Origin of the sequence: Arthrobacter sp. R4, assembly GCF_051365025.1 — a bacterium.
In the GTDB taxonomy this organism is placed as follows: Bacteria; Actinomycetota; Actinomycetes; order Actinomycetales; family Micrococcaceae; genus Arthrobacter.
Genome location: NZ_JBLWIJ010000041.1, coordinates 26,428 through 52,897 on the forward strand (window position 1 = coordinate 26,428; position 26,470 = coordinate 52,897).

General features: G+C 62.5%; 20 protein-coding genes. 2 read left to right on the forward strand and 18 right to left on the reverse strand.

Annotated elements, in window-relative coordinates; translation table 11 throughout:
* Nucleotides 1-8: 8 nt before the first annotated feature.
* Nucleotides 9-1,424: a ferredoxin reductase gene (locus tag ACLKOZ_RS20895; RefSeq protein WP_436478009.1), complete on the reverse strand. Its 1,416-nt coding sequence runs from the start codon at nucleotides 1,422-1,424 to the stop codon at nucleotides 9-11.
* Entirely contained in the window at nucleotides 1,421-2,722 is a 1,302-nt protein-coding gene (locus ACLKOZ_RS20900) for an aromatic ring-hydroxylating oxygenase subunit alpha (protein ID WP_436478011.1), read from the reverse strand. Before ACLKOZ_RS20900 ends, ACLKOZ_RS20895 begins: the two co-directional genes overlap by 4 nt.
* A gap of 158 nt (nucleotides 2,723-2,880) precedes the next feature.
* Here ACLKOZ_RS20900 and ACLKOZ_RS20905 point away from each other — a divergent pair, with 158 nt between their 5' ends.
* Complete coding sequence (locus tag ACLKOZ_RS20905; RefSeq protein ID WP_436478013.1) at nucleotides 2,881-3,813, forward strand: LysR family transcriptional regulator; 933 nt, start codon at nucleotides 2,881-2,883, stop codon at nucleotides 3,811-3,813.
* Between the two features lie 125 nt (nucleotides 3,814-3,938).
* Here ACLKOZ_RS20905 and ACLKOZ_RS20910 read toward each other — a convergent pair whose 3' ends face one another.
* The 11 genes from ACLKOZ_RS20910 to ACLKOZ_RS20960 form a co-directional block, all read right to left on the reverse strand.
* A complete protein-coding gene (locus ACLKOZ_RS20910) occupies nucleotides 3,939-4,595 on the reverse strand; it encodes a winged helix-turn-helix domain-containing protein (protein ID WP_436478015.1) in 657 nt (218 codons plus the stop codon).
* A 792-nt stretch (nucleotides 4,596-5,387) separates the two neighbouring features.
* Nucleotides 5,388-8,306 carry an FAD-binding and (Fe-S)-binding domain-containing protein gene (locus tag ACLKOZ_RS20915; protein WP_436478017.1) on the reverse strand — a complete coding sequence of 973 codons (2,919 nt, stop codon included), beginning with the start codon at nucleotides 8,304-8,306 and terminating at the stop codon, nucleotides 5,388-5,390.
* A 56-nt stretch (nucleotides 8,307-8,362) separates the two neighbouring features.
* A complete protein-coding gene (locus ACLKOZ_RS20920; RefSeq protein ID WP_436478019.1) occupies nucleotides 8,363-9,016 on the reverse strand; it encodes a GntR family transcriptional regulator in 654 nt (217 codons plus the stop codon).
* 114 nt (nucleotides 9,017-9,130) lie between these two features.
* On the reverse strand, nucleotides 9,131-9,781 hold the full coding sequence (locus tag ACLKOZ_RS20925) for a GntR family transcriptional regulator (RefSeq protein ID WP_436478021.1): 651 nt from the start codon (nucleotides 9,779-9,781) through the stop codon (nucleotides 9,131-9,133).
* 27 nt (nucleotides 9,782-9,808) lie between these two features.
* Nucleotides 9,809-10,522 (reverse strand): GntR family transcriptional regulator, encoded by a 714-nt coding sequence (locus ACLKOZ_RS20930; RefSeq protein WP_436478023.1) that lies wholly within the window; start codon nucleotides 10,520-10,522, stop codon nucleotides 9,809-9,811.
* A gap of 15 nt (nucleotides 10,523-10,537) precedes the next feature.
* On the reverse strand, nucleotides 10,538-11,734 hold the full coding sequence (locus ACLKOZ_RS20935) for an FAD-dependent oxidoreductase (RefSeq protein WP_436478025.1): 1,197 nt from the start codon (nucleotides 11,732-11,734) through the stop codon (nucleotides 10,538-10,540).
* 161 nt (nucleotides 11,735-11,895) lie between these two features.
* Complete coding sequence (locus ACLKOZ_RS20940; RefSeq protein ID WP_436478027.1) at nucleotides 11,896-13,302, reverse strand: NAD(P)/FAD-dependent oxidoreductase; 1,407 nt, start codon at nucleotides 13,300-13,302, stop codon at nucleotides 11,896-11,898.
* A 35-nt stretch (nucleotides 13,303-13,337) separates the two neighbouring features.
* Nucleotides 13,338-14,072, reverse strand: a complete 735-nt coding sequence (locus ACLKOZ_RS20945) for an SDR family NAD(P)-dependent oxidoreductase (protein ID WP_436478029.1) — start codon at nucleotides 14,070-14,072, stop codon at nucleotides 13,338-13,340.
* Nucleotides 14,073-14,144: 72 nt separating this feature from the next.
* Nucleotides 14,145-15,251, reverse strand: a complete 1,107-nt coding sequence (locus ACLKOZ_RS20950) for an alanine racemase (protein WP_436478031.1) — start codon at nucleotides 15,249-15,251, stop codon at nucleotides 14,145-14,147.
* A gap of 25 nt (nucleotides 15,252-15,276) precedes the next feature.
* Nucleotides 15,277-15,762: a RidA family protein gene (locus ACLKOZ_RS20955; protein ID WP_436478033.1), complete on the reverse strand. Its 486-nt coding sequence runs from the start codon at nucleotides 15,760-15,762 to the stop codon at nucleotides 15,277-15,279.
* An 18-nt stretch (nucleotides 15,763-15,780) separates the two neighbouring features.
* Complete coding sequence (locus ACLKOZ_RS20960) at nucleotides 15,781-16,470, reverse strand: haloacid dehalogenase type II (protein WP_436478035.1); 690 nt, start codon at nucleotides 16,468-16,470, stop codon at nucleotides 15,781-15,783.
* A 268-nt stretch (nucleotides 16,471-16,738) separates the two neighbouring features.
* Between ACLKOZ_RS20960 and ACLKOZ_RS20965 the strand changes: the two genes are divergently transcribed.
* Entirely contained in the window at nucleotides 16,739-17,086 is a 348-nt protein-coding gene (locus ACLKOZ_RS20965; RefSeq protein ID WP_436478037.1) for a cupin domain-containing protein, read from the forward strand.
* Nucleotides 17,087-17,397: 311 nt separating this feature from the next.
* Here the strand turns inward: ACLKOZ_RS20965 and ACLKOZ_RS20970 are convergent, their stop codons facing one another.
* From ACLKOZ_RS20970 to pulA, 5 genes are all read right to left on the reverse strand, one after another.
* The gene (locus ACLKOZ_RS20970; protein WP_436478039.1) at nucleotides 17,398-18,420 is read right to left on the reverse strand and encodes a DUF808 domain-containing protein; all 1,023 of its coding nucleotides are present in this window, start codon (nucleotides 18,418-18,420) and stop codon (nucleotides 17,398-17,400) included.
* 129 nt (nucleotides 18,421-18,549) lie between these two features.
* A complete protein-coding gene (locus tag ACLKOZ_RS20975; RefSeq protein WP_436478041.1) occupies nucleotides 18,550-19,380 on the reverse strand; it encodes an endonuclease/exonuclease/phosphatase family protein in 831 nt (276 codons plus the stop codon).
* 492 nt (nucleotides 19,381-19,872) lie between these two features.
* Nucleotides 19,873-20,685 carry a hydrolase gene (locus ACLKOZ_RS20980; RefSeq protein WP_436478043.1) on the reverse strand — a complete coding sequence of 271 codons (813 nt, stop codon included), beginning with the start codon at nucleotides 20,683-20,685 and terminating at the stop codon, nucleotides 19,873-19,875.
* Between the two features lie 71 nt (nucleotides 20,686-20,756).
* A complete protein-coding gene (locus tag ACLKOZ_RS20985) occupies nucleotides 20,757-22,619 on the reverse strand; it encodes a substrate-binding domain-containing protein (RefSeq protein ID WP_436478045.1) in 1,863 nt (620 codons plus the stop codon).
* A gap of 619 nt (nucleotides 22,620-23,238) precedes the next feature.
* Nucleotides 23,239-26,238, reverse strand: coding sequence for a pullulanase-type alpha-1,6-glucosidase (gene pulA / locus ACLKOZ_RS20990; protein WP_436478047.1), 3,000 nt, complete (start codon nucleotides 26,236-26,238; stop codon nucleotides 23,239-23,241).
* Between the last annotated feature and the right edge of the window lie 232 nt (nucleotides 26,239-26,470).

The following is a 26,470-nucleotide window of genomic DNA, read 5'->3' on the forward strand; positions in this document are numbered from 1 at the left end:
GGAAGCGGCTAAGCATCGATCACCATGTCGGTCCGTGCGGTGGAGCAGCAGGGCAGGAACTTGCCCGCATCGATTTCCCGTGCCCGGATCCCGCCCTGGTGGTTCATTTCGACCTCCCCCGAAAGCTTGACGACCTTGCAGGAGCCGCACATGCCTTCCTTGCAGTTCGCGCCGATCCTGACGCCCGCACGCTGGGCCGGACCCAGGATGTGTTCGTCGGGATCGATGCGCACATTGATGCCGGTGCGCATGAAGGACAAGGTGAGGCTTCCCGTGCCGACCGTGTCAAAGCCTGAGGCATCGGGCTGGCCGGCCTCGGGTGCCACTCCGGGACTGCTGTCGGGAGCTCCGAGACCGGACGCGTCCGGATCGACGGTTTCCAGCGGCAGCCCCGTGGCCTTCAGGGTTCCATCGGCGTCGTAGCCTGGCTCGTAGAGCCCGAACGCGGTGGGCTGGCTTTCGTAGTAGTCTTCGGCGGAATCGGCGATTTCCTCGGCGATTTCCTCCGCAATGTCCACTGCAAACGCGAGCTCCGCCTGGTATTCAAGGAGCGTCTGGCGGTCTCCAGTGAAGAATTCCATGTTAATGGAGGTGTCGTCGACGCCGATCTTCCCCAGGAGCTCGGTGGCAGTGTTCAGGTAACCTTCGGGGCCGCAGGCATAGACCTGGCGGCCGTTGGCATCGGGGGCCACCTCGTCCAGCATGGCTGCCGTCAGCCTTCCGCTGAGCCATTCCCATCCTTCGGGTTTACTGCGGTCGCCCAGGGCGTAGAAGACCTTGACCCGCGAGTCCACGGAGGCGATGTAGGCCAGCTCCTGGTGGAAGGCAAATCCTCCGGCCTCCGCTCCGTGGTAGAGCACCACAACATCTGCCGTTCCGGGCAGGGAGTGGATGGTCCGCACCATGGACATGATGGGGGTGATGCCTGCGCCGGCGGCCAGCAAGAGGTACCGTGCCCGCCGGTCGGCATCGGGCAGGTGAAAAGCGCCGACCGGTCCGAGCATCTCGAGCACAGTGCCGGGTTTGACATTCTCGTGCACCCACGGTGAGACGAGTCCCGCGGGGTCGCTTTTGACAGTGATGTTGAAGGTCCACGGCTGTGTGGGTGAGCTGGACAGCGAGTAGCTGCGGTCCACCGGATCCTGGTCCTCGCCGTTCAAGGGAAACGCGACGTTCACATACTGGCCTGCACGGAACGCCAGCGGCGCACCGTCGCAGCGACGGAACACGAAGGTCATCATGCCGCCCGCCTCGGGAACGGTCTCGACACATTCCGCCATGAACTCCTGCGGATGCCAGGGCCCCAACGCGTGGGCGGCGCGGGCGGGCCCCTCGGTGCTGCCCATCACCCTGTTCCACGGCATCTCTAGACCGCGAATACGCTGTGGCTCCTGGACTGCCGTCTCGGTGAGGAGTTCGATCATGCCAAGTGCTCCTGCACGCGCTGCACGTACCAGTTGATGAACGCCTCTACCTGGTACTCGCTCTTCATGTACGGGCCGGGCTCGTAGGCAGGGCTGCCGGCGCCCGTCTGGCACAGCTCCACGAACGCCTTATCCTGCAGGTTTGTCTGCTTCCAGGTGTAGGTGAGCTTCTCAAGGTCGTAGTCGACGCCTTCCTCGGCGTCGTCGGCCACCAGCCAGGTGGTGCGTACCAGGGTCTGGTGTTCGTTGACGGGGAAGACGCCGAACGTGATGACGTGGTCGCTCTGGAAGTGGAACCAGCTGTTGGGCTGCAGGTGCATCGAGCAGCGGCCAAGGCGGAAGTCCGGCAAGTCGCCGAGCAGCTTCTTGGAGAGCCTGTGCCCATCGGGGGAGAACGATTCGCCGTCGCCGTCGAGCGATTCCCTGGAGATGCGGATTCCTGCGATGCGCGTGTCGAGCTCCTCCACCACCTCATAGGGAAGGCCATAGCGGCGGCAACGCTCCTCGAGCGAGGACTGGGCTTCCTTGTTGCGGTCCCACACTTCTTCAAGGTGGGCCGGGATCAGACCCTCCGTCAGGCCCCAGGTGGGAAAGAGGGAACAGGCTAGCTCCGGGTGGCCGTCGCAGTGGTAGCACTCACGGTTGTTCTCCATGACGAGCTTCCAGTTGCCCTCCTCGATGATGTTCTGCTGGTAGGCGACTTTCGTCTTCGACAGATCGTGGGGCGCGAGGTATGGCTCGAAGATCTTTGAGGTTTCGTCGAAATCCGCCGGCGGTTCGTTCGCAATGCAGACGAAGATGAGTCCGGCGACCACGCGGCTGTGGGCGCGCTTGAGGCCGAAGCAGCCCTTGTCGAACTTCGTCTCTCCCGGTGCCGAGGCATGGATCAGATTCCCCTCCGGGGAGTAGGTCCACGAGTGGTAGCCGCATACAAGGTTTCCGGTTGACCCCGCGGGTTCGGTCAGGACGCGCGCGCCGCGGTGGCGGCACACATTGTGCAGGACGTTCACGCCGCCGTCGTCGTTGCGCAGCACGATCAGGGAGTAGGGCCCGTAGTCGACGGTGACGTAGTCGCCCGGCTCCGGGAGCTCGGCGATGCTGGCGGCAAAGATCCAGTGCTGTCCAAAGATGGCCTGCATGTCGACGTTAAAAATCGTCGGATCGGTGTAGAAGGGGGCATCGAGGGAATATCCCACGCGCCGGAAATCGAACAACTCGGTGATTTCCGCCAGCTGCTCGGCAGGCACAGATGAGGCGAGTTTTCCGCGTGAATTGAGGGGCAAGACTGGAGCAGACATGTGTTTCCTCCCGGGAGGCGTGGGTAGTGACGATTCGAGGCGGCCACGGATGCGACGGTGCATGCGGCGTTGTCGAAAACCTTGTACTCAAGACATTAGGGACGATTGAACTGCAACAAAAGCGCAACATTCTGAAGATCACCATGCACAATAGGTGCATGATCGATGCGAGACTCATCACACTTCGGGTGTTTGCCAGATGCGGCACCATTGGCGCAACTGCGGAGCTCACAGGGTATTCTCCCTCCGCCGTCTCCTCGCAACTGCGGGAGCTCCAGCGCGTGCTTGGAATGCAGCTGCTGACGAAGGACGGCCGGGGCGTGCGGTTGACGGCCACTGGCCGCTTTCTCGTGGCGGGCTCGGACACCCTCATTGCGGAATGGGAGAGCCTGCGCGCCGCGGCCATGGAGGCCGGCGACCAGGTGCAGTCTCATTTTGGCCTCGGCGGCTTCTCCACTGCGGCAGCCCAGTTGCTCGCGCCGCTGGCCGCCACCCTGCGCTCGACACGTCCCCAGCTCCAGGTTCAGGTGCTCGAGGCCAACCCGGACCGCTGCTTCGACCTGTTGGTAGCCGAGCGGATCGACCTCGCGGTCATTGTCGCCATGCAGTCCGAAACCTACGTTGAGGACGATCCGCGCTTCGAGCAGACCGTTCTGCTCGACGATCCGCTGGACGTCATCATCCCCGCCGACCATCCGTTGGCATCGCGGGAAACGGTGACGCTCGAAGAGTTGGCATCGGAACCCTGGATTACCGAGACCGCCGGTTCCACCTACCACTCGCTATTCACGGCGGCGTTCACAGCAGTGGGGGTGACGCCGCGGATTGCCCATGAGGCCGTTGAATGGGAAACCCAGATTGCCTTCGTTGGTGCGGGGCTGGGCGTGGGCCTGCTGCCTCGACTGGCGCCCCTTCGTAGTGCCGAGAACGTGGTTCGACTGCGCATTACTGGCAAGGGGAAGCCCGCGCGCCGTATTGTCGCTGCGGTGCGCAAGGGCAGCATTGCATCGCCCCTGATCCAGGAGTCGCTCGGCATCCTGCAGGTCAGCGCCACTCGGATCCTGGCCGCCCGGCCCGAAGACGAACTCTGAAATCGCATGGTGGCGATTCGTTGCCGTCGGGCCAGGGCCCCTGTGCCGCGGCGCCAATGTCATGTGCATGCGGCGGGTGCCGCACCAGGAGCAGTGGTAAGAAATCTAACCGGACTCTTGGCGCCCTAAATCACGTACTCCGGTGTAAACAGGCGAATCTCCGGATGGGCGTGAAAGAGGTATCCGGCACCTCGCTCAGTCCGGATTGACTTGGAGAATCGCCCCAGCTTGTTCCGGAGCCGGCGAATGTGCACGTCAATGGTTCGGTCGCTCGGAATGCTCGCGCCGTCGCTCCAGACATGGCACAGGAGTTCTTGCCGGCCCACGGCTCTCATGCTGGCGCCCATAAGGTAGGTCAACAGGTTGAACTCCACGGGCGTCAGGCGCACGGGGATACCGTCCAAATGCACGCTTCGTCTTGATACATCGATCACCACCCCCACGTTCCAGGCTTGCGCTTCGCCACCTGCCGGTTCCTCCTTGGCTGGCAGTTGCCCGAAGTGCCTCCTCGGATCACCGAGAGCAGCAAACACGCTCTCAAGAGCACCTCCGCGAGCATTTGCTGGCCCGAGTGCGACCGCTGCATGGATCTCCAACCCGCCAACCAGGAACTGTCCAAACACGCATGTCTCCCGGGCCACTGCCGAAACTGATGTTCCGGCTGCTTGGGCTTCTGATTCATCGACGCCCACGTAAAGGGCGAAACCCCGGGCTGATAGCTCACCTGATGGTCCGGAGCGGAACTGTTGATGGTCTTCTTGCCGCCTGGTTCCCTCAACCACGGGCAAGACCGTTGTGGACATGCTTTGTCCCACTGGCCCCAACAGAGGGCGTGGTTCGTCGGTCAATGCCAAAACGTGGGGAGGACTGTCGAATTGTTCAGCTTGGATAGGCATTGTATGTCCTAGCTCAAAGGAATAGCCGTACGGGGGCATCGGGTTACGGCACTATGGTGCAGGCGGGAAGGATCCATGGCCCCGTGTGGATGGCGCCGCCCTGGGAGGTCGGGAGCTACGCTGGAGCACCCCAAAGACGCTTGATGTGACCGTCTTCGTGTTCCACCACTGGGTGCGGGGCGGGACTAGCGGCAAGGTCCTTCTTCGCTGCACTGACCCGGTCTATTCGAGGGAGAAGCTGGCAAACAAGGACTCGATGTGCGTTGTCGACGCGCGCCGTTTGACGAGACTAGGAGAGCAGCTTCGGTGTGTCAAGAATCATATTCAGATGACGGGAGGGGCCCGTTTGTGACGAGACGCAGGCTCTACCTCGAGAGCTGCTGGACCGCTGTGCGCATGAACCCCCGCGTGTTGATCAATGCCGGCGTGGCTAGGCCGCGTATCCAACGGCAAGGGCCGCAATGGCTAGACCGCGGCCTCGTTCGTCTCTTAGCTGGATATGACAGGGGCAACGTGCCCCGCCCCACCGCCAAAACAGCAAGGACAGCAACGCCGAACACCCACAAGACCGAGGCAGCGATCACGGACAAAAATGATGGCCACGACGGACCATATGTTTAGTCGACCAGCTGTTGGGCGTTCCGGCACCCACAGCATCACCATGAGCTGTATGCACCCTTATGACTCTGGAGGGTTCCAGGGGGCAGTGGTCATGGGATCGAGGAGTTCGGCAAGGTGAAGGCTCTTGCGCTCCGGCTCTAATTGCTTAACCTGCATCGCACAGCTGAAGCCGTCGGCGAGGACCGGCGTGTCCTGGGCAGTGTTGGCGAGGGCAGGAGCCAGTGCCTGTTGCGCGACCTTCATGGAGATGTCGTAGTGGTTGGCTTCGAAGCCGAAGTTGCCCGCGACGCCGCAACAGCCTGTTGCCTCGGTGACATTGGCGACGCCGAGGGCGGCCAGTGCCTTGCGCTGGACGGTAGCCCCGAACGTCGAGTACTCGTGGCAGTGGGTCTGCACAGTCACGTCGGTGGGTACGGCCGGTGGCACCCAACCTGCGTCAACCCATTCCTTCACGGCTTCAGCGAAGCTGCGGATCCTGTGGGATACGCGTTCGGCGGCTTCAGTGCCGAGCAGTTCCGGCGCGTCTTTCTTCAGCGCGGCGGCGCAGCTTGGTTCGATAACGACGATCGGTGCATCGCTGCCGTCATCGAGCTTCGCTACGGCCTTGCTCATGAGCTTCTTCGCTGTGTCGAGTTGACCCGTTGAGATCCAGGTGAGGCCGCAACAGGCGTCGGATTCGCAGCCGACCTGCCTTCCCGTGCTTTCCATGACCCGGGCTGCTGCTCCGGCCACCTCGGGCCTGAAGCCCTTGGTGAAGGAGTCAACGAACAGTAGGGCGTCGGCCGTCTTGGGATGGGTGGCGTAGGGGGCGAGGGCATCGCGAAGCATCTTCCGGGAAGCGAACTTCGGCATCTTCCTTTTGGTAGTGAGGCCACCGGCAGCGGCCACGACGTTCCCGAGCGGGCTGGCCAGCACCAGGTTCACCAAGGGGCTGATCAGCGTGGTGAGTTTGAGCCAACGTGGCAACCAGCCAAGGGAGAAGTGCGACATGGGCCGCAATTTGCCCTCATAGTAGTGCGAGAAGAACTCCGATTTGTAGCTGGCCATGTCTACGCCTGCGGGACAGTCGTTGGAACAGGCCTTGCAGGCCAAACACAGGTCCAATGCCTCACGGACATCTTCGGACTTCCAGCCTTCGTCGACGGTCCGGGCACCTCGAACCATGTCCTGGAGCGCCCGGGAGCGTCCGCGCGTCGAGTCTTTCTCGTCCCCTGTTGCGCGGAAGCTGGGGCACATCACTCCGCCGGAGTCTGAACGGCATCTACCGACGCCGATGCAAGCCTGGACGGCATGCACCCAGGGGTCGGCTCCGGCTGCGGCGGCTTCGACGGGCCTGAGTTCGAAGTGCGTCCTCCACTCACGCTCGGGGACCCCCTCGAGTGCCAGGTTGGCGTCAAACGGATCCGGATCGGTGATGGAACCCGGATTCAGGATCCCAGCCTCATCCCAAAGCCTGCGGTATTCCTCGAACGCGGCGAGCATACCGGGGGAGTACATCTGCGCAAGCAGTGCCGAGCGGGCACGTCCGTCGCCGTGTTCTCCGGACAGGGAGCCTCCGTGACGGACAACAAGTTCGGCGGCGGCCTGCGTGAACTTGCGGAACACGCTGCGGCCTTCTTCCGTGCGCAAATCGTAGGTGATGCGGATGTGCATGCAGCCTGCCCCAAAGTGTCCATACATGATCCCGGTCAGCGCATAGTCATCCAGGAGCGTCCGGAAGTCGGCCAGGTAGGCTGCAAGGTTCTGTGGGGCAACGGCGGAGTCCTCCCAGCCGGCCAGGGATTCCCCGCCACTGGCGGGCCTTGACGACAACCCTGCGCCGTCTTCCCGCACCCGCCACAAAGTAGCGCGTTCAGCGGGGTCCGGAACCGCGCAACCATCGACCAAACGTCCGTTCGCCGCCAGCCGTTCCAGCATCAGGGCGGCCTGGCGGGCCACTTCGACCGGGTCGTCGCCGTCAAGGTCTACGTACAGGAAAGCCTTGCCCAGGGGAAGCCCTAGGACGGAGTCGCCTCCGCGGCGCAGCCGCATGGTCTCAACGATGGCCTCATCGATGCCCTCGACTGCTGCTGGGGAGAACTCAAGGATGGTCTCGATATCTTTGGCGGCATCGACGACGTCGGCATAGCCGAGGCAGACCAGCAGTGCGCTGGATGGCTTGGGGACGAGTTTCATGCGGGCACGGACGACGACGGCGCAGGTTCCTTCGGTGCCGACCAATGCCCTGGCAACGTTCAGGCCGTTCTCCGGCAGCAGGTTGGCAAGGTGGTAACCGGAAACCTGCCGCTGGATACGTCCAAGTTCGCGACGGAAAGCAGCAAGATTCTCCTGGGCAAGCGTTTTGAGGTCTTCGCCCAACTGGAACGCCCGGGATACAGAGTAAGCGTCTGACGGGTTGGTAGCACGGACGCCTTTGGCTGATGCGGTAAGGAGCGCTCCGTCGGAGGTGACGACGTCGATCTCGTGGACGTGATCAGAGGTCCGACCGTAGCGGACAGAGTGGTTGCCGCACGCATCGTTTCCGATCGAGCCGCCTATGGTGGCACGGTTTTTTGAGGACGGGTCGGGGGCAAAAGTGAGGCTTCCGCCGGTTACGCGTTCGGTTTCGCGGGTGAGCTGGGCAAGGACAACACCGGCTTCGACGTCTGCCGTTCCTGCCGACTCATCAATGGTGATGATCCGGTTCATGTGGCGCGAGAAGTCCAGCACAATTCCCGGGCCGATGGCGTTTCCAGCCATGGACGTACCGCCGCCGCGGCTTATCACGGCAGTGCCCGTTTCCCGGCACGCCGCTATGACGGCGACAACGTCGTCGACGCTGCGCGGAAACACAACACCGATCGGCGGGATCCGGTAATTGGACGCATCGTAGGCGTATGCGGCCAGCCGGTGACCAGAGGCTTCCACGGGCACTCCAGCTGCCAGGAGTCTTTCCAGGAGCGGGGTATGTTCCGGGGCGGCGAAATTTGAACGCATGGCGTGCTTTCCACTGGGGTTTTCATGGAACGGTGTTGATGAACCGAAAGTCAGTGTCATTGGGCGGGTTCCTCCCGGATTCTGGTGCTCAGGAACGCTTCGGCGTCGTTCAAATGGGCCGCCCAAAGCTGCAATGCGTGATCCTGGTCGCCGGCGGCAAGAGCATTCAGAAGAACAGTGTGTTCATCGTGAAGTGTGGATACGTGGGGGTACCGCGGCCGAAGAAGTGCCATGAGGAGGCGGATTTCAGTGGAAATCGTCTGAAACAGTCTGCTCAGCCTTGGCGAGTCTGCGGCTGCAACGACTGCCGCATGGAAGCCCATGTCAGCCTGTGCGGCGGTTTCCCAATCCTGATCACCTTTCACCTCGGAAAACTTCGCCAAGGATTCCCGAATCGGCTCCGTGTCCGCGCCCTGGCAGACCGAGCGGACCGCGTCGAATTCAATGAGCCGGCGCACGCGAAAGATGTCTGCGACATCCTGGACGGAGAAAAGGCGGACTCTTGCACTTCGCCCGGTTTCACGTTCCAGGAAGCCGTCAGCGATGAGAGCCTGTACAGCAACGCGCGCAGTGGGCCTCGCCACCCCCAACTTTTGGGCCACGTGGCTGTCCTTAATGTGGGCTCCCGCTGAATAGTCTCCGGCCAGGAGGCTGCGTTCAAGCCGGGTACGGACGGCGTCGGCTACTGTCACAGCTTCATTGATGGTCACCTTAAAACTGTATAACAGCTATACACTTTTTCCGAAGACGCGGACACTCGAAGTAACAGTGACGACGGCGCAAGAAGAGCAATGCCAGTCTCGCAAGTCAGGGGTTTGGTTTGGTTAACTTTCGGCGCGGAGCGCATTGTGGAACTGACGGACAGTCTCCTGGCGGAAACCCTCGAAGTCACCTTCCAAAGCAAGTGCAGCTAGTCTCTCGTGCTCAACGGCGATTTCATGCAGGTCGCTGTAAGTCCGATGGTCGACAGAGAAGTAGAGACGCAGCTTGTTCTCCCAACCGTTCCACAGAGCATGCAGGGCGGCGTTCCCCGAATATTCGTAGAAGAGCCTATGGAAGCGCAGGTGAGCGTCAATGCTGGCCGGAATATCGTTGGTGTCCGTGGCCCGGTAAAGCTCCTCGATGGTTTGCTTCAACCGCAGCCGCTCAGTGCCGCGCAACGTTGCGGCCGAGAGTTCAGCAGCGTAAGGCTCAACAAGCAAACGGATTGATGCGATTTCGGCGACGTCGCGGGCGCTGACCTCCACAACGAAGGATCCCCGGAAGGGGATTTTCACCACCAGACCTTCCTCTTCAAGGCGGGTCAGCGCCTCACGCAGCGGGGACCGGCTGATTCCGAGATCGGCAGCAATGTGCGTCTCGCGCAGCTGCCCACCTGGGGGCACAGTTCCGTCCAGGATGGCTGTACGCAGCACGCTGTAGACGCCGTCCGGCGTCGTGGTCCGCTGCTGTTGCCATGTGAACTTGCGGTCCATCGTGCCGCCTCCCTTGTCGATTGTCGATTATACAAGGCGCCAGTCGTGGTCCCGGCAGCGGAAGCTGTCAGACGCTGAGGGCTTCCGCTGCGTTGTGGCCTGTTGCAGATGCCCCCTGATGGCCTTGAGCAGGCCATCCCTGTCGCCTGCCTTCAAGAGATCCAGGATGTTTTGGTGTTCCTGTACCAGGACGTCCAAACTTGGGTAGGAAACTTCCAAGTCGAAGATACACATTCGTGATTCAGCGGCGAGTGTCTTGTAAATGCGGGTAAAACGGGAATTTCCCACGCCTTCAACGAGGGCTGAATGGAACTGCATGTCCAGCCCTGCCATGGTCTGCCAGTCGGAAGCAGGCACTTGCTTCGCCATTTCACCCACAATTTCCTTCAGCACCTCGCAGGTTTCACTGATCTGTTTCGGGCTGCTGTCCAGCAGCCTGTTGGCGGCCGCGGATTCGATGGACTCCCGAACTGCGTAGATCTCCCTCAGGTCATGCGTTTCGACCTCCTTGACGAACACTCCGTAGTTGCGCCGGCTGATCAGGATTCCTTCCTGGGCCAAGCGCTGCAGGGCTTCCCGGAGGGGGCCCCTTGATGTGTTGAGCTGTTCCGCCAGGAAGGATTCGTTGATCTGTTGCCCGGGCCGGATGGACCCCTGAACGATTTGATCCCGCAAGTGGTCAGCGATCACTTGCGCAGTGGGTCTTCCCTCCAGAGCAAGGGGTCCTTCTGGTGCCGCCATTGACATCCACCCATCTCATGTTTCGGCGTACTGCGGGTTGGCTAGGTTGCTGTTGCTGTGCTGGCTGACGGATTTGGCCTGGCTCGTCCTAAACCGTTCCGGGCGTACGAATTCCAGGCCTGTGAATGACTGTTTGCGGAGCGCTTCGTACGCGGCAATGTGGCCGTACCCGGTGGCATTCTTGAATCCGCCCCCGGAGAAGCCTGTGGCGCAATAGATCCTGCGTGACTCGCTGAGCCACCCCAGTAGAGGATTCCGGTCCGTGGTGTAGAGATCCGGGAAGGCGTCAGAGCGAACGATGTTGGGGATCAAGCCGGGGAAGAACTCCTGAACCGTTTCGGTGGTTTCGGCTATCTCAGCGTCTGTCAGATCCCTTGGCACCGAGTCGGCGGTGGGGGTTGGTGCCCCGCGGCCGTCAAGGGTGGCTTTGACCGTGACCCCGTCGACGACGGGTGCCCCATACATGGAGCGGTCCTCGTACATCCGGTTGAACGTGGGGAACTTTTCCGGGGTGAACTGGGCTGCGTCGTGGGCAACAAACCAGGTCAGGAAGACGCGCTTTGTCTGCGTTGCGGCTTTGAGGTAGTTGGGCATCAGACGCTGGGACCAGCCGCCAGAGGAGACGATGACGTTCTCGAAGGTCCAGGAGGTGTCTCCGGAGGTGATGACAACGCCGTCTTCGGTTTCGGTGATGCTGTCGATGGGGGTGTTGGTGTGGACGGTTGCGCCGTTGGCCTCCGCAGCAGCGATGGCGGCTGTGACGGCACGGTCGGTGCGCAGGACCCCGGCGTTCGGGTCATAGACGGCGCAGTCATCCGGGCGGAGGTTGTGTTGGGGGTAGCGTTCTGCCATCTCTTCGCGGCTGAGAATCTCATGGGCAGCCCTGTTGGCTCGGGCGGTCTCCAGGAGGCTGCGGATGTAGGGGCCGTCGGCGGTGCCGATGGACAGGCCGCCGCAGCGGATGAGGATGTCCTGTCCGGTTTCTGCTTCCAGTTCACCCCAGAGATCACGTGAGCGTCCAAGGATGGGGTAGAGGTCAGGTACTCCACGGTAGATCATCCGAAAGAGCCTGGTATCGCCGCCCACGGCGCTTCTGCCGTGAGCAGGGGACTGCGCCTCGAAACCAGTGACGGAGTCGGTCAGGTTCGATGCCTGCCACAACGCCATGCTTCCGATGCTGCCCAGGCCTATGACAGCCAATTTTCCGTCCATGGCCTACAGCACCTTTTCCGGTAGCGCCTGGGTCCTGGCTTCCTTGGCATTGGCGTCACTGCGCTCCATCACGAGCCCCGCAGCTGCCGTCTGGATGTTGTTGATGGTTTTCAAGGTGCTTCCCTTCGAATGGGGTAGTGGTGGGAGTTGGGCTGAGCGGATTATTCATGTAGTCCGGCGAGTCTGCTGCCGAATTTGGCCAGGAGTGAGGTTTTGGTGGAGTCCCTGCGTTCTTCCCATTGGTCGGCAATGCCGAAGAGCCGGTACATGCCGTGGACGCCGAGCCAGCGCAGAGGTTCGGGTTCCCACTTCCGTGCGCGGTAGCCGACCCAGGGGAGTGTGGTCCGTTCTGTTTCCTTCTCGAAGGCCAGTTCCGCGAGGGTTCGGCCGCCGACGTAGGCTGCGGTGACGCCGTGTCCGGCGTAGCCGGTGGACCATCCGATCCCGTTGGCCTGGTCCCAGTGCACGCCGCCGTTCCAGTCACGGGTGACGCCCAGGACTCCTGACCAGGCGTGTTCCACTTCGAAGGGGATGCCGGGGAAGAAGGAGCGGAGTTTTGTTGAGATCAGGTCAATGGTGGACTGGGGTGTTGAACCGGTGCCTCCTGTGCCGGAGCCGTAGCGGTAGGGCTTACCGCGGCCACCTATGGCGATGCGGCCGTCCGCGGTGCGCTGCGAATAGATGAAGGTGTGTGCGGAGTCGTTAAGGCACTGGGGCCCGTTCCATCCGATCTGCTGCCACGTTTCTTCGGACAGCGGCTTGGTCACGATCATCGAGGAATTGATCGGGATCAGGGTCCTGCTGCCAAGCAGCTGTCCGGAATACCCTTCGGTGCAGACGAACGTTTTGGCAGCCGTCACTTGTCCGTTGGCCAGTCTTAGGGTCGTTCCTTGGATGCTGTCCACCCGGCTGCCTTCGTAGATGCTGACCCCCATGGAGGCCAGGGTGTCGGCGAGGCCGTAGACGAGTTTCGCCGGATGAATGCGGGCGCAGTGTTTGTAGAAGAGTCCGCCGTGGACGGTGGAGATGTTGATCTGGCTCTGGAACTCATTCCGGTCAAGCAAATGGACATCGTCTTCGGTCAGCCCGTACTTCCAGTCGGTATCACGCCGGGTTACCAGCCGGCCATGCCCCGCCTTGGTGTGGGCGGCGACGAGCGCGCCGCCCTTGTTCTGGTCCGCGTCAATGCCTTCGGCCTGGAGAATATTCAGGACGGAATCGACGCCGGCAACAAACTCCTGCTGCAAGGCCCGGCTCGCGTCCAGCCCTCCGCCGGATGCGCGGGCGAACGTGGCCCGGTTTCCTGGGGGCATTGCTGAGAGCCAGCCGCCGTTGCGTCCGGAGGCGCCGTAGCCGATCTGTTCTGCCTCTAAGACCGCGACCTTGAGTGATGGTTCGAGTTTCTTGGCGAAGTACGCGGCCCACAGGCCGGTGTAGCCGCCGCCGATGATTGCCAGGTCTACAGAGTCCTGGCCGGTGAAGCGGGGGTAGGTGGGCCTGGTGTCCGCGAGTCCGGCCATCCAGAAGCCGAGCTCTCCGTTTCGGGGTGTTGCCGCAAGGGCTGTCATGGTTGTCCTTCGTTGTCTGTGAAGCGTTGAGGTATTCAGGCGGCGGTGTATCCGCCGTCGACGGGCAGGACCGCTCCGGTGATGTAGGACGATTCCTTCGAGGCCATGAAGAGGATCGCGTCGGCGATCTCTTCGGGGGTCGCGAGGCGCTGGAGCGGGATCTGCCCTTCGCGCTGGGCGCGGTAGGCCTCGGGGTCGTCCTTGCGCTGGAACGATGCTTCGATGACCGGGGTGGCGGTCAGGCCCGGTGCGACGACGTTGACCCGGATAGTGCGGGACGCCCATTCGATCGCGGCACCTTTGGCGAGCATGATCAGGCCGCCCTTGGCCGCCGAATACAGGACTTCATCGGGCTTGCCGACCATGCCGAGCCGTGAGCTGACGAGGACGAACGCGCCACCCGCTGCAGGCATCAGTGGCGCGAAGTGCTTCATCACCAGGAAGGAGCTGAGCAGGTTGCTGTGCAGCACGTTCTTCGCGTCCTCGTAGGCCATTTCCGTCAGCGGGCCGCTGACCTGCAGGCCGTGGTTAAGGACGACGACGTCCACGGTGCCGAAGGATTCGGCGGCCTGCCGGGCGAGGCTTCCGACGAACGCTTCGTCGTTGAGGTCCCCCGGGACATACAGGTCCTCGGGCTGGGCGCTGTCGAGGCGCTCCCTGCGGCCGGTGAGCAGCAGCCGGGCACCTTCGTTGCGGAAGTGGGAGCACACTGCCTGCCCGATTCCGCTGTTGGCGCCGGTGACCAGGGCCGTGGTCTTATCAAGTCTCATGTCAGTCACTCCATCGTGAGTTAGGTTGCTTGGGGTTTGTAGCTAGGGGAGGGACTTGCCGTCCGCGATCGGTCAGTTGAGGAATCCACGGGCATCGACAGGCCACCGTTCCAGCGTTGTGCCTGTGCTGTCGGTGATGATGTATTCCTCGAAATTGACTACCACCGGGCAGACGTGGTTAGGGACCACCGGAAGCACGGTCCCGACCCGGGGGCGGAACCCGCCCGCTGGGAGCGGGAGGAATCCGTGGTATTCGTTGAGTTTGGACAGGACGGCCGAGGTGCCGGCAATGCCGCCGTAGCCGCGCTCGGGGCTGCCTTCGCGGCCGAGGGCTTTGGTGCCGATGTCGAGGACGACCTGGTCGGGGACCCAGTCGCTGACCACGGTGCCGGCGACGAAGAGCGCGATCTGATCTTCGGTGCAGGCGCCGAGCCTGGCGTTGTTCAGGTCGTTGAACACGTACTCGCCCGGCCGGATTTCGGTGATGACGCTGCTGGTGGAGAACTCCACTGTGGGAGTGGACCCGGCGCTGACCACCTCCGCGGTGACCCCAGCTGCGTTGAAGCTGCGCACCGCAGCAATGAGCGCGGTGTCCTGATCCTTGGCCGCACCCTTGCGGGCGTCCGGACCGGCGCTGCCGTGACCCGGGTAGGTGAAGACGCCCGCCGGGACCAGGCCGCGGTTGCGGGCGGCGAGGGCGAGGTCGCCGGCGGCCTCGGCAGGAGCTCCGGAACGGCGGGCACCGCAGTCGACCTCGATCACGACCTGCAGCCGGTCAGGTTCTGCGCCCATCGCGTCGGCGAGGCCATTGATCGCCGCGACGTTGTCGGCGCCGACGCGCAGCCGGGTGTTCTCGGCGAGCCGCCGGATCCGCCTCCCTTTCGTTCCCGAAGGCCAGATCGGGTAGGCGAGGAAGATGTCGTCGAACCCGGCCGCGGCGAAGACCTCGGCCTCACCCACATTGCCCGCCGTGATTCCGACCGCCCCTGCCCTAACCTGGCGACGGCCAATTTCGACACACTTGTGCGTCTTGACATGCGGCCGGACGTCCAGGTTTTTCCGGGCGGCGAAGGCCTGCATCCGGTCGATGTTCTCCTGCATCACATCGACCAGCACGATCGGTGCGGGGGTGTCGATCCGTTCGACAAGTGCCTCAAGTGCTCCTTGAATGCGGTTCACGCTGTACTCCTCATTGTTCAACGATCTACGCCCCCGTGCAGACCATCTGGATCTCGACAGGAGTGTTCAGCGGCAGTCCGGAGACACCGATTGCGGTGCGGGCGTGCCGGCCGTTCTCGCCCAACACTTCGATGAGGAGTTCACTGGCCGCGTTGGCGACGCGTGACTGCAGACCGAAGTCCGGTCCACTGGCCACGAAGACCAGCATTTGCACGATACGGACCCGGTCCAGGTCTCCCACGGCCTGTACAGCGGCAGCGAGGCAGTTCAGCGCGCAATGGCGCGCAAGCTCCCGCGCCGTCTCCAGGTCCACGTCCCGGCCCACAACCCCCGTGCCCAGCAGCTCACCGTCCTTGAACGGCAGTTGGCCCGCGATGTGGATGCTGGAGTCCACCGCCCGGTGGTCCACGTAGTACGCATTATCAGCGAGGCTGGGCAGCTCCAGACCCAGGGCCTGGAGCCGATCTGAAGCCGATGCGCCCTTCACGGTTGGAGGTAGTGGCAGACTCATCCTTTACTCAGTTTTCTCTCAGGAGGCAGCAGGACGCGGAAGGCCGAAGAGGACGGGGAGATCGGCGATGTCGGTGATCCGCTCGTAGCCGAGCCAGTGCTCGTCGTGTTCGAAGCCGCGGTCGACATACACCTTGTTCTTGATACCCATAATGGCCGCGGGGCGGTGGTCGTACATCGGGCTCGCGGAGACGTGCACGATCTCATCCGGTGTCACGCCAAGCTTGTCGAACATGTACTCAAACGCACCGAGCCGCGGCTTGTACATGCCCATCTGCTCGGCGCTGATGATGACCTCGAACGGGGCCTTGAGGTTGGCCGCAAGGCGCACAGCATGGGCGGTGTCGCTGTTCGTGATGATGACCAGCGGGACTTCCTCAGCCAGGCGGTTTAATGCCTCGGTGACACCCGGGTACGGGCCAAAAGAGGGGACAGTCTCATAAACCGCCCGTGCGTCGGCTGCACGGAACTCCAGACCGAGCCGACGCGAGGCGCGTTCCATCGAGTCGGCGACAATCTGGTGGAACGGCTTGTACTCGCCCGTGCACTCATCGATGCGGTAGGCCTTGCAGGCCCGCAGGTAATCATCGGCGATCTCAGCCGGCAACCGGTCACCCAGTACCTCACGGATCGCATCGTTGATAGCAAACTTGATCAGCGTTCCGTTCATGTCGAACGTAACGAACTTCGGCTTGGTTTCGAATCCCATCGATCCTCCAGTTATAGGCAGCTCGTCGATTGTCGACGAATCTGAGAATTGCTGTCGATTGTCGACGATACTCTGATGGTTAGTAGATTGTCAACGATTCCGCGCGGTCTCGACACGACAGGAGACCGCTTACGACGGCGTCGGGTAATCACACGTGGAGGCTGGTGATTATCTCGTCCGTATGAGTTGGTCCCAGGAGTGCAATAGACGCGCCGCCGATCCATGGAGTACGATTGTCAACAATTCACGATCCAGTGGAAGGAAAATCATGCGTCCATACGTATATGTCCCTGCAGCCAAAATTCAGGGCGAGCTCGAACCCAACGGCCACCGTGTCGGCTACGACTCGGGTGACCCGCAGACATCGATCCTTAAGTTCGACACCGCTATCAAGACGGGCGTCTGGGAGTGCCAGCCGGGCGGTTGGAATATAACCCCCCGCGAGGACACCGAGGTCTGCTACATCGTGAGCGGCCGCGTGACCGTCACGGATGGCGACACCGGCAACGTCTACGAGGTCTCTGCCGGCGACGTTGTTGTGCAGCCCAAGGGCTGGTCGGGCCGCTGGGATGTTACCGAGACCATCCGCAAGGTCTACAGCCACGGCTTCGACTGATCCCCGTCTGAACCTGACGCCAGGCTAACGGGCCGTACCCTCATGAGGATACGGCCCGTTCACTTCTCCGGCCCCCAGCAGGATCATCGCGTCATCGACCGGGCTCGAGCAGCCATACGGGCGAGGGATCTCTCAGGTCAGGGCTGGACTCACAGTGAACGCTGTAGTGAGCATCGAACTTCGTCAAGCCGGACTCGCTTTCGCGTTCTACGGGACTAGTCAGTCGAGGCGGGGACCTGGACGACGTCGTTCTGCCACCCTGGACGGCCTACTTCGTGATGGGGGTCGGACGGCTATCCGGAGGCTCTAGGTCAGGTGTTGGAATCGGCCTTGCCTTGACCCGGCTTGTGGCCGGAAACCACGGCGCGAAGGTCTCCTTCCTCGTGCCCCTTCTTCTTTTTGCCGAAAGGCAGCACTTTTAGCAGTGGGCCCACGACAGCCACGACCACGAGGCCCCAGGCGAGCCCGAGTACGGCAGAACACAAGGTATTGACCAGCCATGCCAGGAAGCCGCCTACCACCGGGATTCCGACGAACGGGTGCTCCAGGGCATGGACCAGATCATACGGCGCGTGCCAGCCGAGATCGTGTGCTCCCTGCAGCATGATATGGCCACCCACCCACAGCATGGCGATGGTCCCGACGAGGGTTATCGCGGTCAGCACGGCGGGCATTCCCTTGACGAGCAGCTCGCCGAAGCGCTTGGACCCCGCAGAATCTTTAGCGGCCAGGTGCAGGCCGATGTCGTCCATCTTGACGATCAATCCGACGGCACCGTACACGAGCACCGTGATGACGAGCGCAACGACGACCAGGATGAGGGCCCGGGCCCACAGGGACTCATTTGCCACCTCGTTCATCGAGATGACCATGATTTCGCAGGAGAGAATGAAGTCGGTGGTGATGGCGCCCTTGGTGACCTTGGCCTCCGCCTCCGGACCTCGCTCAACTGCCGGCGCTTTTTCGTCCTCGTGGTGGCCGCGGAGCTTGTGCCAGACCTTCTCGGCGCCCTCGTAGCAGAGGTAGGTGCCGCCCAGCATAAGGATGAACGGAATGGCCCATGGGATGAACGCGCTGACGAGAAGAAGTGCGGGCAGGATGATCAGCAGCTTATTGCGGAGCGAGCCCCAGAAGATCTTCTTAATCATCGGCAACTCGCGGGACGGGTCCGCCCCGGACACGTACTGTGGCGTCACGGCGGCGTCGTCGATCACCACGCCGGCGGCCTTGGCTCCCGCCTTGGCTGCTCCGGCCGCGACGTCATCCACCGACGCGGCCGCTATGCGGGCGAGGGCTGCGACGTCGTCCAGCAGGGCGACGAGACCGCCGCTCACAGATCACTTCCAAAGTGCTCGAGGGTGGACTGCTGGGCATGGAGGCCTCGCTTGAGGCGCGTGATCGGCATGCTCAGATTATACGAGTCGCAGCGTGCCGGAGCGGGCTCCCGTGGCGATGATGGGTGTTTAGTAGCGGACGTCGGCCTGCACACCGAAGTGGTCTGAGGCGTACACCCCGTGCACGGGAGTGGTCCCAACCAGCGCCGCGGAGCGGGGGTGGCCGGCTCCGCCGCGCCGAGGTGCCGCGGTGAAGATGTAGTCGATCCGACGGTCCGGCCACAGCAGTTGTGTGGCCCAGGGGTTGCTGTTGGACCACGTGCAGCCTTTGTCGCCTGGGCCGGCCACCTCCCAAGCGTCATAGAAAGCCACCCCTTGGACGGGCGCCGCTGCCCGGCCGGTCATCATCCGTATTTCGTCACTGTCAGGATCGGCGTTGAAGTCACCGCAGACGATGAAGGGGATTCGATCGTCCTGCGCGGCGTGCACCTCTGAGAACAGGCCCTTGACCGCTTCTTGGCGTTCGTGACTTTCATCGAACCACCATGCGTCCATGACCACGCCATAGACCTGGATCGGTCCGCGAGGGCCGGAAAGCTCGGCCTGCTGCACGCGCAGGTCACCGAAAGATGTACTGGCTCTGGAGTTGATTGGCCACCGTGACATCACCGCTACGCCGGAGAGCGCGGCGTCGTCTTCCTGCGCGGTGACACCGCTGAAGGCATAGTGCGGCAGCCCCAGCGGGCCTGCCAGCCGAGCACACTGGCTATCCTGGCTTTTTGCCCACGACTCGGCCAGCACGACTATATCTGGGCGGGCCTTTGCCAACGTGGTGATGATCGCGGCCTCACGCTCCTCCCACGGACCGTACAGCCCCCAGACATTCCACGCGACTACCCTGACGGTCGTCTCGATCAGCTGGCCGTAGAAGTGTGGTGGTATGTCCTGGACCGGGGTCACCCACCCATGGTGCCCGCGGGACATCAATCTGCGCCAGCCCTTTTCGACGCCAGAGATCCCGGCACGGTCACTCCCGCCACGGCTTGAGCAGCGGCGACCGCCATGGGCCGTGGCGGCGGTAGTTGAGGTATTGCTCGCCGTACGTGCGGGGTGAGGGTCGGCTCCTCGTAGCCTTCACGAACCCGACGACCGTGGTGAGCACGATGATGGCGTAGAGCACCAGCCACCAACTGCCGCACAGCAGTGCCTGGATCTATGCGATCGGCACCACGACCCAGGCCAGGCCGCCCCAGTCTCGCCACCGCCAGCCGGAGATGAGCCACGGGATGACGCCCGGGGCCAGGAGCAGGAAGAGGATCGTTCTGATCCACGCGCGTGGGGTGAGGCTGTCTGCGCCATGTGCGTCAGGCTAGCCCTATTCCTTGTGCCATGCGAGAGCCTGCTCCGCGGCCACTTCCACGAGATCAGGGGCGAGTATTCATCAGCTGACGTTCAGGTCAAATGGTCGAAGTCACCTCGCGCCCAGGCAGCATGCCGCTGCGCGGACTCGTGCAGGATGGCTTTGGCTCCGGACGCGATGACATTGTTGAAGTTGCCGTAGATCCGGTCGAATCTGAGCTCTCCCAACTGCCCGGCTATCCGCAACGCCACGGCACCGGAAAGCGGCAGATGATTCGGGTAGCTGCGCATGAAGGAGATGGAGATCCGGTCGGGATTCGGATACACGCTGTCGCCGGTCAACAAGACCCCCCTGCCGTCTGCTCCTGCAGCCCAGTGCACCACCGCGCTGCCGGGAAAGTGCCCCCCGGTCTGGTGCAGCGTCAAGCCTTCGGCGATGGATTGGGTGCCGGACCAGTACTTGATAATTGGGTCATGGCGCCCCAGCCATCGTCGGTCTGCATCGGCCACAAACACCGGGACGCCACCGAGCCGATGCGACCATTCGACCTGCACACCAAACATGTGGGGATGGCTGGCGGCGATAGCCAGGACAGGGCCTTGTTCGAGTACTGCCTTCAGAGTGCTGTCATCGACATACCCGATCGGATCCCACAGCAATGAACCCTCGTGTGTCGTTACGAGCTGGGCGGTCTGGCCGATTCCGACTTTCGGCTTCGTCATGATTCCGCTAAGACCCGGTTCGTTCTCCTTCAGCACTATCTGCTGGCCCTCCTGCGCCAGACCGTCCAGTGTGAGCCACTTTTGTCCGTCCTCGGGCACATACTGCCGTTCATCGGTGCAGATCGGGCAGAGCTCCGGGGCAGGTTCGTCGCGTTCCACGGCGCAGGTTGCGCAGATCAGCATGGTCGGTCCCTTCTTGCTATCTCCTGGTGCTCGCTGTTCCGCTTAGCGGTGGATCGCATTTAGCATCACACCTAGAAGCTGGTCACCAGTTCGCCCAGCACCTCTTCGAGCCTATTCGGATCGGTGGCGTCGTAGTAGTGCGCCCCACTGGCCCTGGCGATTTCCAGCAGAGTAGGGACGTCGGCGTCGGGCCCGTAAGCGAGCGTAAAGACGAGAACCGGCGTCGAGTGGTTCTGATGGCTCAGCTGCTGGGAGAGCCCGTTTAGGTCTCCGGGGTGCGTGGTGTCGTTTTTGCCGTCACTCAAAAGCACGATGGTGTTGATGAAGGTGTCCTTGTAGTCCTTTGCCTGATCGCCCGAGAATCGGCTCACCGCTTCGAAAAGAGGCGTGGCGTCCACGGCCTGGAGCCCGTTGAGCTTGTTGAGGAGGTCATCTTTGTTGGTCTTGAACGGGGCTACCGGGCTGACGATGCCAGGCTGCAGGGGACCGTCGCCCACGTGGGAGAAGGCGGCCAGTCCAATCTCATCCTCACCCGTGAAATGACCCAGTGCCTTCTGGACGGCATCCTTTGCCCGTTGCAGCTTGGTCACGCCGGGCTCCTGCACCATGGACTCCGAGACGTCCAGCAGGAACAGGGCCCTGGCACGCTTGCGGACATCGGGGAAGCTGTCCTGCATGGATACAAGCGCTTCCCTCCTGGGCAGTGGCAGCGGCTGGAGCGTCTGCGCGTACCGGCCGGTGTCCGCCACGCCGGTATCCACTTTGCCCTGGATGGTCCGGTACCCGGATGCCATGACTACGTTTTGGCCCTGTTCCGTCACGGCGAACGCGATGAAATCCTGGGCAGCCAGGCGCTGCTGGCTCCCCACCCAGTCTCCGTCAAGGATGACTGCGGGGTTGTCCGCCACGTGCACGCCGTCCTGGGGGTAGATGGCAGTAAGGGGCTCCTTGGGCGCGGGGCCGGGATGCTTCGTAATTCCGTCCTCGCTGACCACACCCCTGTTGTAGTCCCATACAGATTTTTCATCGACGATTACGGCCGAGAGGAATTCCGAGACTTTGCCGGCGTCGTCAGCCTCCCTGGCGTGCCACAGGAAGTGTTCGGGGGTGGCCATATAGTGGCTGGTGCCCAGTTCGACGGCGCGCACTTTTTCCACCAGGGAGGGAGCGTCCAGGTCCATGTCGTCCAAGCCGCCCGGGCTGCCGCCGGCGGCGCCGTAGGAGGCAGCCAGGGCCATCAGGCCAGAGGTTGAGACGAGCGGACTGGCTTTGCCAAACTTGAACTTTCCCCAGTCGCCGTGGCCGAGGCGCTCCCAGACGTCACGGTCCTCGGCCATCCTGAACACCTCAGACCACGACGGCGGTTTGCTGTCCCAGCCGAGGGCCTTTGCCATTGTCTCGGGCATGGCCACTACGATGGCACTCCGAGCCAGGCTGGTTCCCTCTTGTGGGACAGGACCTCCGCCGGCGCCTTCCCCGGCGATCCGTAACCATGCGGAGGAGTCGGGCAGCCAGATCGCCGGCCTGTCACCGGCAGGAACACCGGGGAACTGCCCCGCAACCTTGCGTGCAGCGACTCCGGTTTTTTCCTGGGTCACTGCCGGCGTCACGCATTTGCTGTCCACGCTGCGGGGTTTCGCCGTATAGGCCGCCGCCAGGGCGCGGACCATCTCAGCGTTCTCCAGCGACGTGAGGATGTTCAAGGAAATGCAGGGAGGGGACCCGGCGACGCCGGCAGGACTGTCCTGTTCCAAGGGTTCGGTCGCTGACGGCGTGTTGCCATTTCCCGCGGAACCCCCACCTGAACGGTCCGGGTAAATAAGGGTTTGCAGCACAAAGGCACCGCCAAGAATGAGAAGTGCAACCAGGGCGGCCGCGGCGTACCAGATCCAGCGTGGGTAGGTGGGGTCAGTTGCTGCGTGTCGACGGCCCATGCTCGTTTCCTTTGAAATCCGCCGGGTTTCCCCAGTGTGGATGCACAATATGAAACTGGCCCGCGGCAGTCACACCGCGGGTGCGCCTAGCCCCCCGCCCGGATGCCCCCCGCAACTGGATACGCTCTTTGAGGATAACCCCGACGGGCGAAAAGTGAGTGTGTGGATTCGGATTTTTGATTGAAACTTGTGGGTTCCGGGTTTTGGCCAGCGTTCACTGCGCATCATGGGGTCCTGATGCCCTGTGCCCCGAGTCCAAAGGGATGTGTGGTGAGCGCGCGCATGTAGACGGCCGGGTCGACATTGCCTCCTGAGGACTTCGTCGGCTCTACCAGCGGCAGTTCTCCACTTTGATCTGCGGCGCATTCTTGGGCACAACGATGACGGCCGGACAGCCAACGATGCTTGCGGCGGCGATGGCGGGGGAGGGCGCACAGCCTGGCAGCTGCCTGACCTTCCTCCACGGACAGCGTTCCGCCCACAACTCCCGTGAACTGCATCTCTTCGCCTACGTTCCGTTGGCTCCTGCTGTAAGACAGGTTGCGTCTTCGGTGCACTGGAGTGGGAGTCGTCCCACGGCGCGCGGAGGCTGGCCGGCACGCCGCGGGCGACGGTGGGTTTAGTTGGCTTCGAAGACCGCCACGCTGCGGGCAGGGATGGTGAACGTTCCAGACGCCTCATCATGCACGGCGGTTTTCACAATGGGGTCCTTCCCGCCGGCCTGGACGGCGTGGAGCGAGTAGCGCTGTCCCGCAGTGCCTGGAACGTTCTGGGTTGTTGCTTCATCTGAGGCGTTGAAGACGACCACGAGGCCCTTGCGCTTCGGGTCAACGTCCGGCCCTACGGTGTCGTCGATGTTCATGACCACAACTCCGGGGGTCTGCGTTGGTCCTCCAGTGGGGAAGGAAACCTTCTGCTGGACGAGCGCCGCGGTGCCTAGGTGGAACAGAGGGCTGCCCTTCCTGATTTGTTGTAGTTCGGCGGCGCCGGCCCGGGCTGCGGCAATGTCTGCCGTCGCGGGCTTGAGTGCCGGGTCTTCGAGCAACGGCTTCATGAACGGGTACTTGTCTCCGTTGTCGACTGCGGGCGGCAGTCCCCGTGCGAACCCATTGGTGGCGTCGGTGTGGTCAAGGACGTTGAACCAGTCGCCGGAGTCATAGCTGTTGCGATCCAGGGACTTGCTGCGCAGCGCTTCGGCTCCTGCGTGCCAGAACGACACCCCCTGCCCGAGTGCAGTAGTGCTCAATGCGAGGTTCTGCATGCGGATCCTGTCGGCCATGGCTGTGCCTTGGGGCAATTTGAAGGCCAAGGCGTCGAACAGGGTTTCGTTGTCGTGGGCCTCCACGTAGGTAATGGCCTCCTGCGGATCGTTGGTGTACCCAACCGGCTGCCCGTTGTAGAGGATGTCCGAACCCTTGGCGGTTGCACCGTTACGGTCCGTGAAGGAGTAGCCGGCCAGGTTGCCTGTCAGGCCAACTTTGAGCTGGTCCTGCGCCAACAGGAGGTTTTCGCGCTGTTCTTCCGGGCTTCCGTTGGCAGCAGAGGCGTTGGGGTCAGTGAACAGGCCGGTGGCAAAGCCTTGGATGCGGGGGTCGTCGTCGAACGGCGTGCCGCCGCGTACAGCATCCCGCAGCCTGTCGTTGAAGCTGCCTATCCCGGTTCCGGCCATGTTCGCCTGGGTTGCCTGGACGAACCTGGCGTCGTTCGCGACTTCGCCGAACTCCCAGCCTTCGCCATACAGGTAAATGTTTTTCCCATCCACTCCGTCCTTTTGCAGGGTGAGTTTGTCCAGGGCGGCACGGACGTCCAGAAGATTCTGCTTGGAATGATGGCCCATGAGGTCAAAGCGGAAACCATCGAGTTTGTAGGTCTTGGCGAGGGTCACCAGGGAATCTGTCATGAGCTTTCCCATCATGCCGTTTTCGGTGGCAGTGTTGGCGCAGCAGGTGGAGGTTTCCACAGTGCCGGTGTCCGGGTTCAGCCGGTGGTAGTAGCCGGGAACAATGCGGTCCAGGTTCTGCGGGGAGTTCTGCCCTGCACCGGAGGTGTGGTTGTAGACCACGTCCTGAATCACACGTGCGCCGGCGTTGTTGAGGGCAGCAACCATTTCCCGGAATTCGATGGTGCGGGTGGCGCCTTCGGGGTTCGTAGAGTATGAGCCCTCGGGAGTGGTGTAGTGCAGCGGATCGTAGCCCCAGTTGAAGCCGTCCTTTGCGGCTATCCTGGCAACACACTCCTGTTGCTCTTCGCCTGCGGGAGGCAGGGAAGGCAGGTCGCATGCTGGCTCCTGGTGCAACGAGCGCCGTTCCTCAATTGTCGCGATGTCGTTGACGGGCAGGAGGTGGATGGCGTTGATGCCAGCGCTTATCTGTTCCTTCAGGCGCTTCATCCCGTTGCTGTCGGCATCCGTGAAGGCCTTGTACGTGCCGCGGTGATCGGCGGGGACGCTCTGGTCGCTGATGGAAAAGTCGCGTACGTGGAGTTCGTAGATAGACAGGTCTTCAGGCTTGGCCAGCGCGGGTTTGGAGATTTTGTTCCACCCATCGGGGGCCAATGCCTTGTCGTCCACGTCGAGGAAGAAGCTTCGCTCGGAATTTGTTGAAAGCCCAAGGCTGTAGGGGTCGGTCACGATGTTGCGTTCAACTTTTCCTGTTTCGGGAACGTACACCTCCACCTCAAACAGGTAGTACGAGCCTTTCCAGTTCTTGTCTCCTTCGACTGTCCAGACTCCGTCATTGTCCAGCGTCAGCGGAACAGCGGCGCTGGGCTCGCCACCGGCTCCGTCCGGGTAAACCTTTACCTGTACGCTCCGCGCAGTCGGCGCCCAGAGCGCAAGCTGAGGTTTCTGGCCCTTCCAGATCAGTCCAAGCTCGCGCTGGAGGGCCCCGGGATACACATTGTCGAGGACTCCGGGTGTCTGCACCCCGCTCGTCGCGACGACGTTGCCTGCGGCGTCCAGGGCCGCGAGGAGCACCTGCCCCTTCAGCAGTTCCTTGGCACGGCCCGCGTCGGCGGCTGGAATGGTCAGGACCGGAACCCCCGAAAGGTGGGGGAAGCGTGTGGCCAGTTCGCCGCTGAGGCCCGTGGCCTGACGACTCAGCTCGATGGCTTGCCCGCCACTGAGCTGTGAGCCCGAAATGCTGATTCCGCCGTCGGGTGCAGTGTAGAGCCGGTAGCTCGCAGCCGTTACTGGCGAACCTTTCCACGCGATCGTAGTGCTGCTAAGCCAGTGGGCGCCGGCCACATTGCCCACGGCGTCCGGCAGGTTATCGGTGATCAGGTGCGTGTTGTGGTCGTAGTAGAAGGTCACTGGTCCGCCCGGTGCTGTCAGGGCAAGATTCGCCCCGCCTGCCACCCCGCCAGCTCCATAGTTCTCTTCCCATGAATTGTTGAGCGCGATTTTGAACTCGTATCCACCAGCGGGAACATCAAATGTCCCCTGATAGAGGCCCGGTGAACCGGCCACCGGCTGGAGCGTGGTGGCGCCGCAGTCAGGCTGCCAGTCTCCGGGGCAGCCGAGTTCGGACTGCAATGAACCGACCACGGTGACGCTGGTCGGTGCTGGGGTGTGGTCCGCGAGGGCGGGGCCCGCCAGTCCTCCCAGAACCAGCGGAGTCATGCCCGCGGCTGCTATGGCTGATAAGTACGGTTTCTGAAATGCCCGGCTTGACCCGGCTGCAGGGGTTCGAAGAACCATGGAAAACCTTCCGTGAAATGACCCAGATCGGCATCATCGATGAGCTGTCGGTAACGTCGATGATAGAAATGTGAAACACGACACGTCAAGACTTGCGCAAAATTTACATTATGTTTTCGTAAGTGCGACGAGCGTGGTCTGCCTATACTGGGCG

What these genes read in the sequence shown, in the direction of transcription:
- ACLKOZ_RS20895 (WP_436478009.1), bottom strand. Translation starts at nt 1,424, where the DNA reads ATGATCGAACTCCTCACCGAGACGGCAGTCCAGGAGCCACAGCGTATT.
- ACLKOZ_RS20900 (WP_436478011.1), bottom strand. Translation starts at nt 2,722, where the DNA reads ATGTCTGCTCCAGTCTTGCCCCTCAATTCACGCGGAAAACTCGCCTCA.
- ACLKOZ_RS20905 (WP_436478013.1), top strand. Translation starts at nt 2,881, where the DNA reads ATGATCGATGCGAGACTCATCACACTTCGGGTGTTTGCCAGATGCGGC.
- ACLKOZ_RS20915 (WP_436478017.1), bottom strand. Translation starts at nt 8,306, where the DNA reads ATGCGTTCAAATTTCGCCGCCCCGGAACATACCCCGCTCCTGGAAAGA.
- ACLKOZ_RS20925 (WP_436478021.1), bottom strand. Translation starts at nt 9,781, where the DNA reads ATGGACCGCAAGTTCACATGGCAACAGCAGCGGACCACGACGCCGGAC.
- ACLKOZ_RS20930 (WP_436478023.1), bottom strand. Translation starts at nt 10,522, where the DNA reads ATGGCGGCACCAGAAGGACCCCTTGCTCTGGAGGGAAGACCCACTGCG.
- ACLKOZ_RS20935 (WP_436478025.1), bottom strand. Translation starts at nt 11,734, where the DNA reads ATGGACGGAAAATTGGCTGTCATAGGCCTGGGCAGCATCGGAAGCATG.
- ACLKOZ_RS20940 (WP_436478027.1), bottom strand. Translation starts at nt 13,302, where the DNA reads ATGACAGCCCTTGCGGCAACACCCCGAAACGGAGAGCTCGGCTTCTGG.
- ACLKOZ_RS20945 (WP_436478029.1), bottom strand. Translation starts at nt 14,072, where the DNA reads ATGAGACTTGATAAGACCACGGCCCTGGTCACCGGCGCCAACAGCGGA.
- ACLKOZ_RS20955 (WP_436478033.1), bottom strand. Translation starts at nt 15,762, where the DNA reads ATGAGTCTGCCACTACCTCCAACCGTGAAGGGCGCATCGGCTTCAGAT.
- ACLKOZ_RS20960 (WP_436478035.1), bottom strand. Translation starts at nt 16,470, where the DNA reads ATGGGATTCGAAACCAAGCCGAAGTTCGTTACGTTCGACATGAACGGA.
- ACLKOZ_RS20965 (WP_436478037.1), top strand. Translation starts at nt 16,739, where the DNA reads ATGCGTCCATACGTATATGTCCCTGCAGCCAAAATTCAGGGCGAGCTC.
- ACLKOZ_RS20980 (WP_436478043.1), bottom strand. Translation starts at nt 20,685, where the DNA reads ATGCTGATCTGCGCAACCTGCGCCGTGGAACGCGACGAACCTGCCCCG.
- ACLKOZ_RS20985 (WP_436478045.1), bottom strand. Translation starts at nt 22,619, where the DNA reads ATGGGCCGTCGACACGCAGCAACTGACCCCACCTACCCACGCTGGATC.
- pulA (WP_436478047.1), bottom strand. Translation starts at nt 26,238, where the DNA reads ATGACTCCGCTGGTTCTGGGAGGACTGGCGGGCCCCGCCCTCGCGGAC.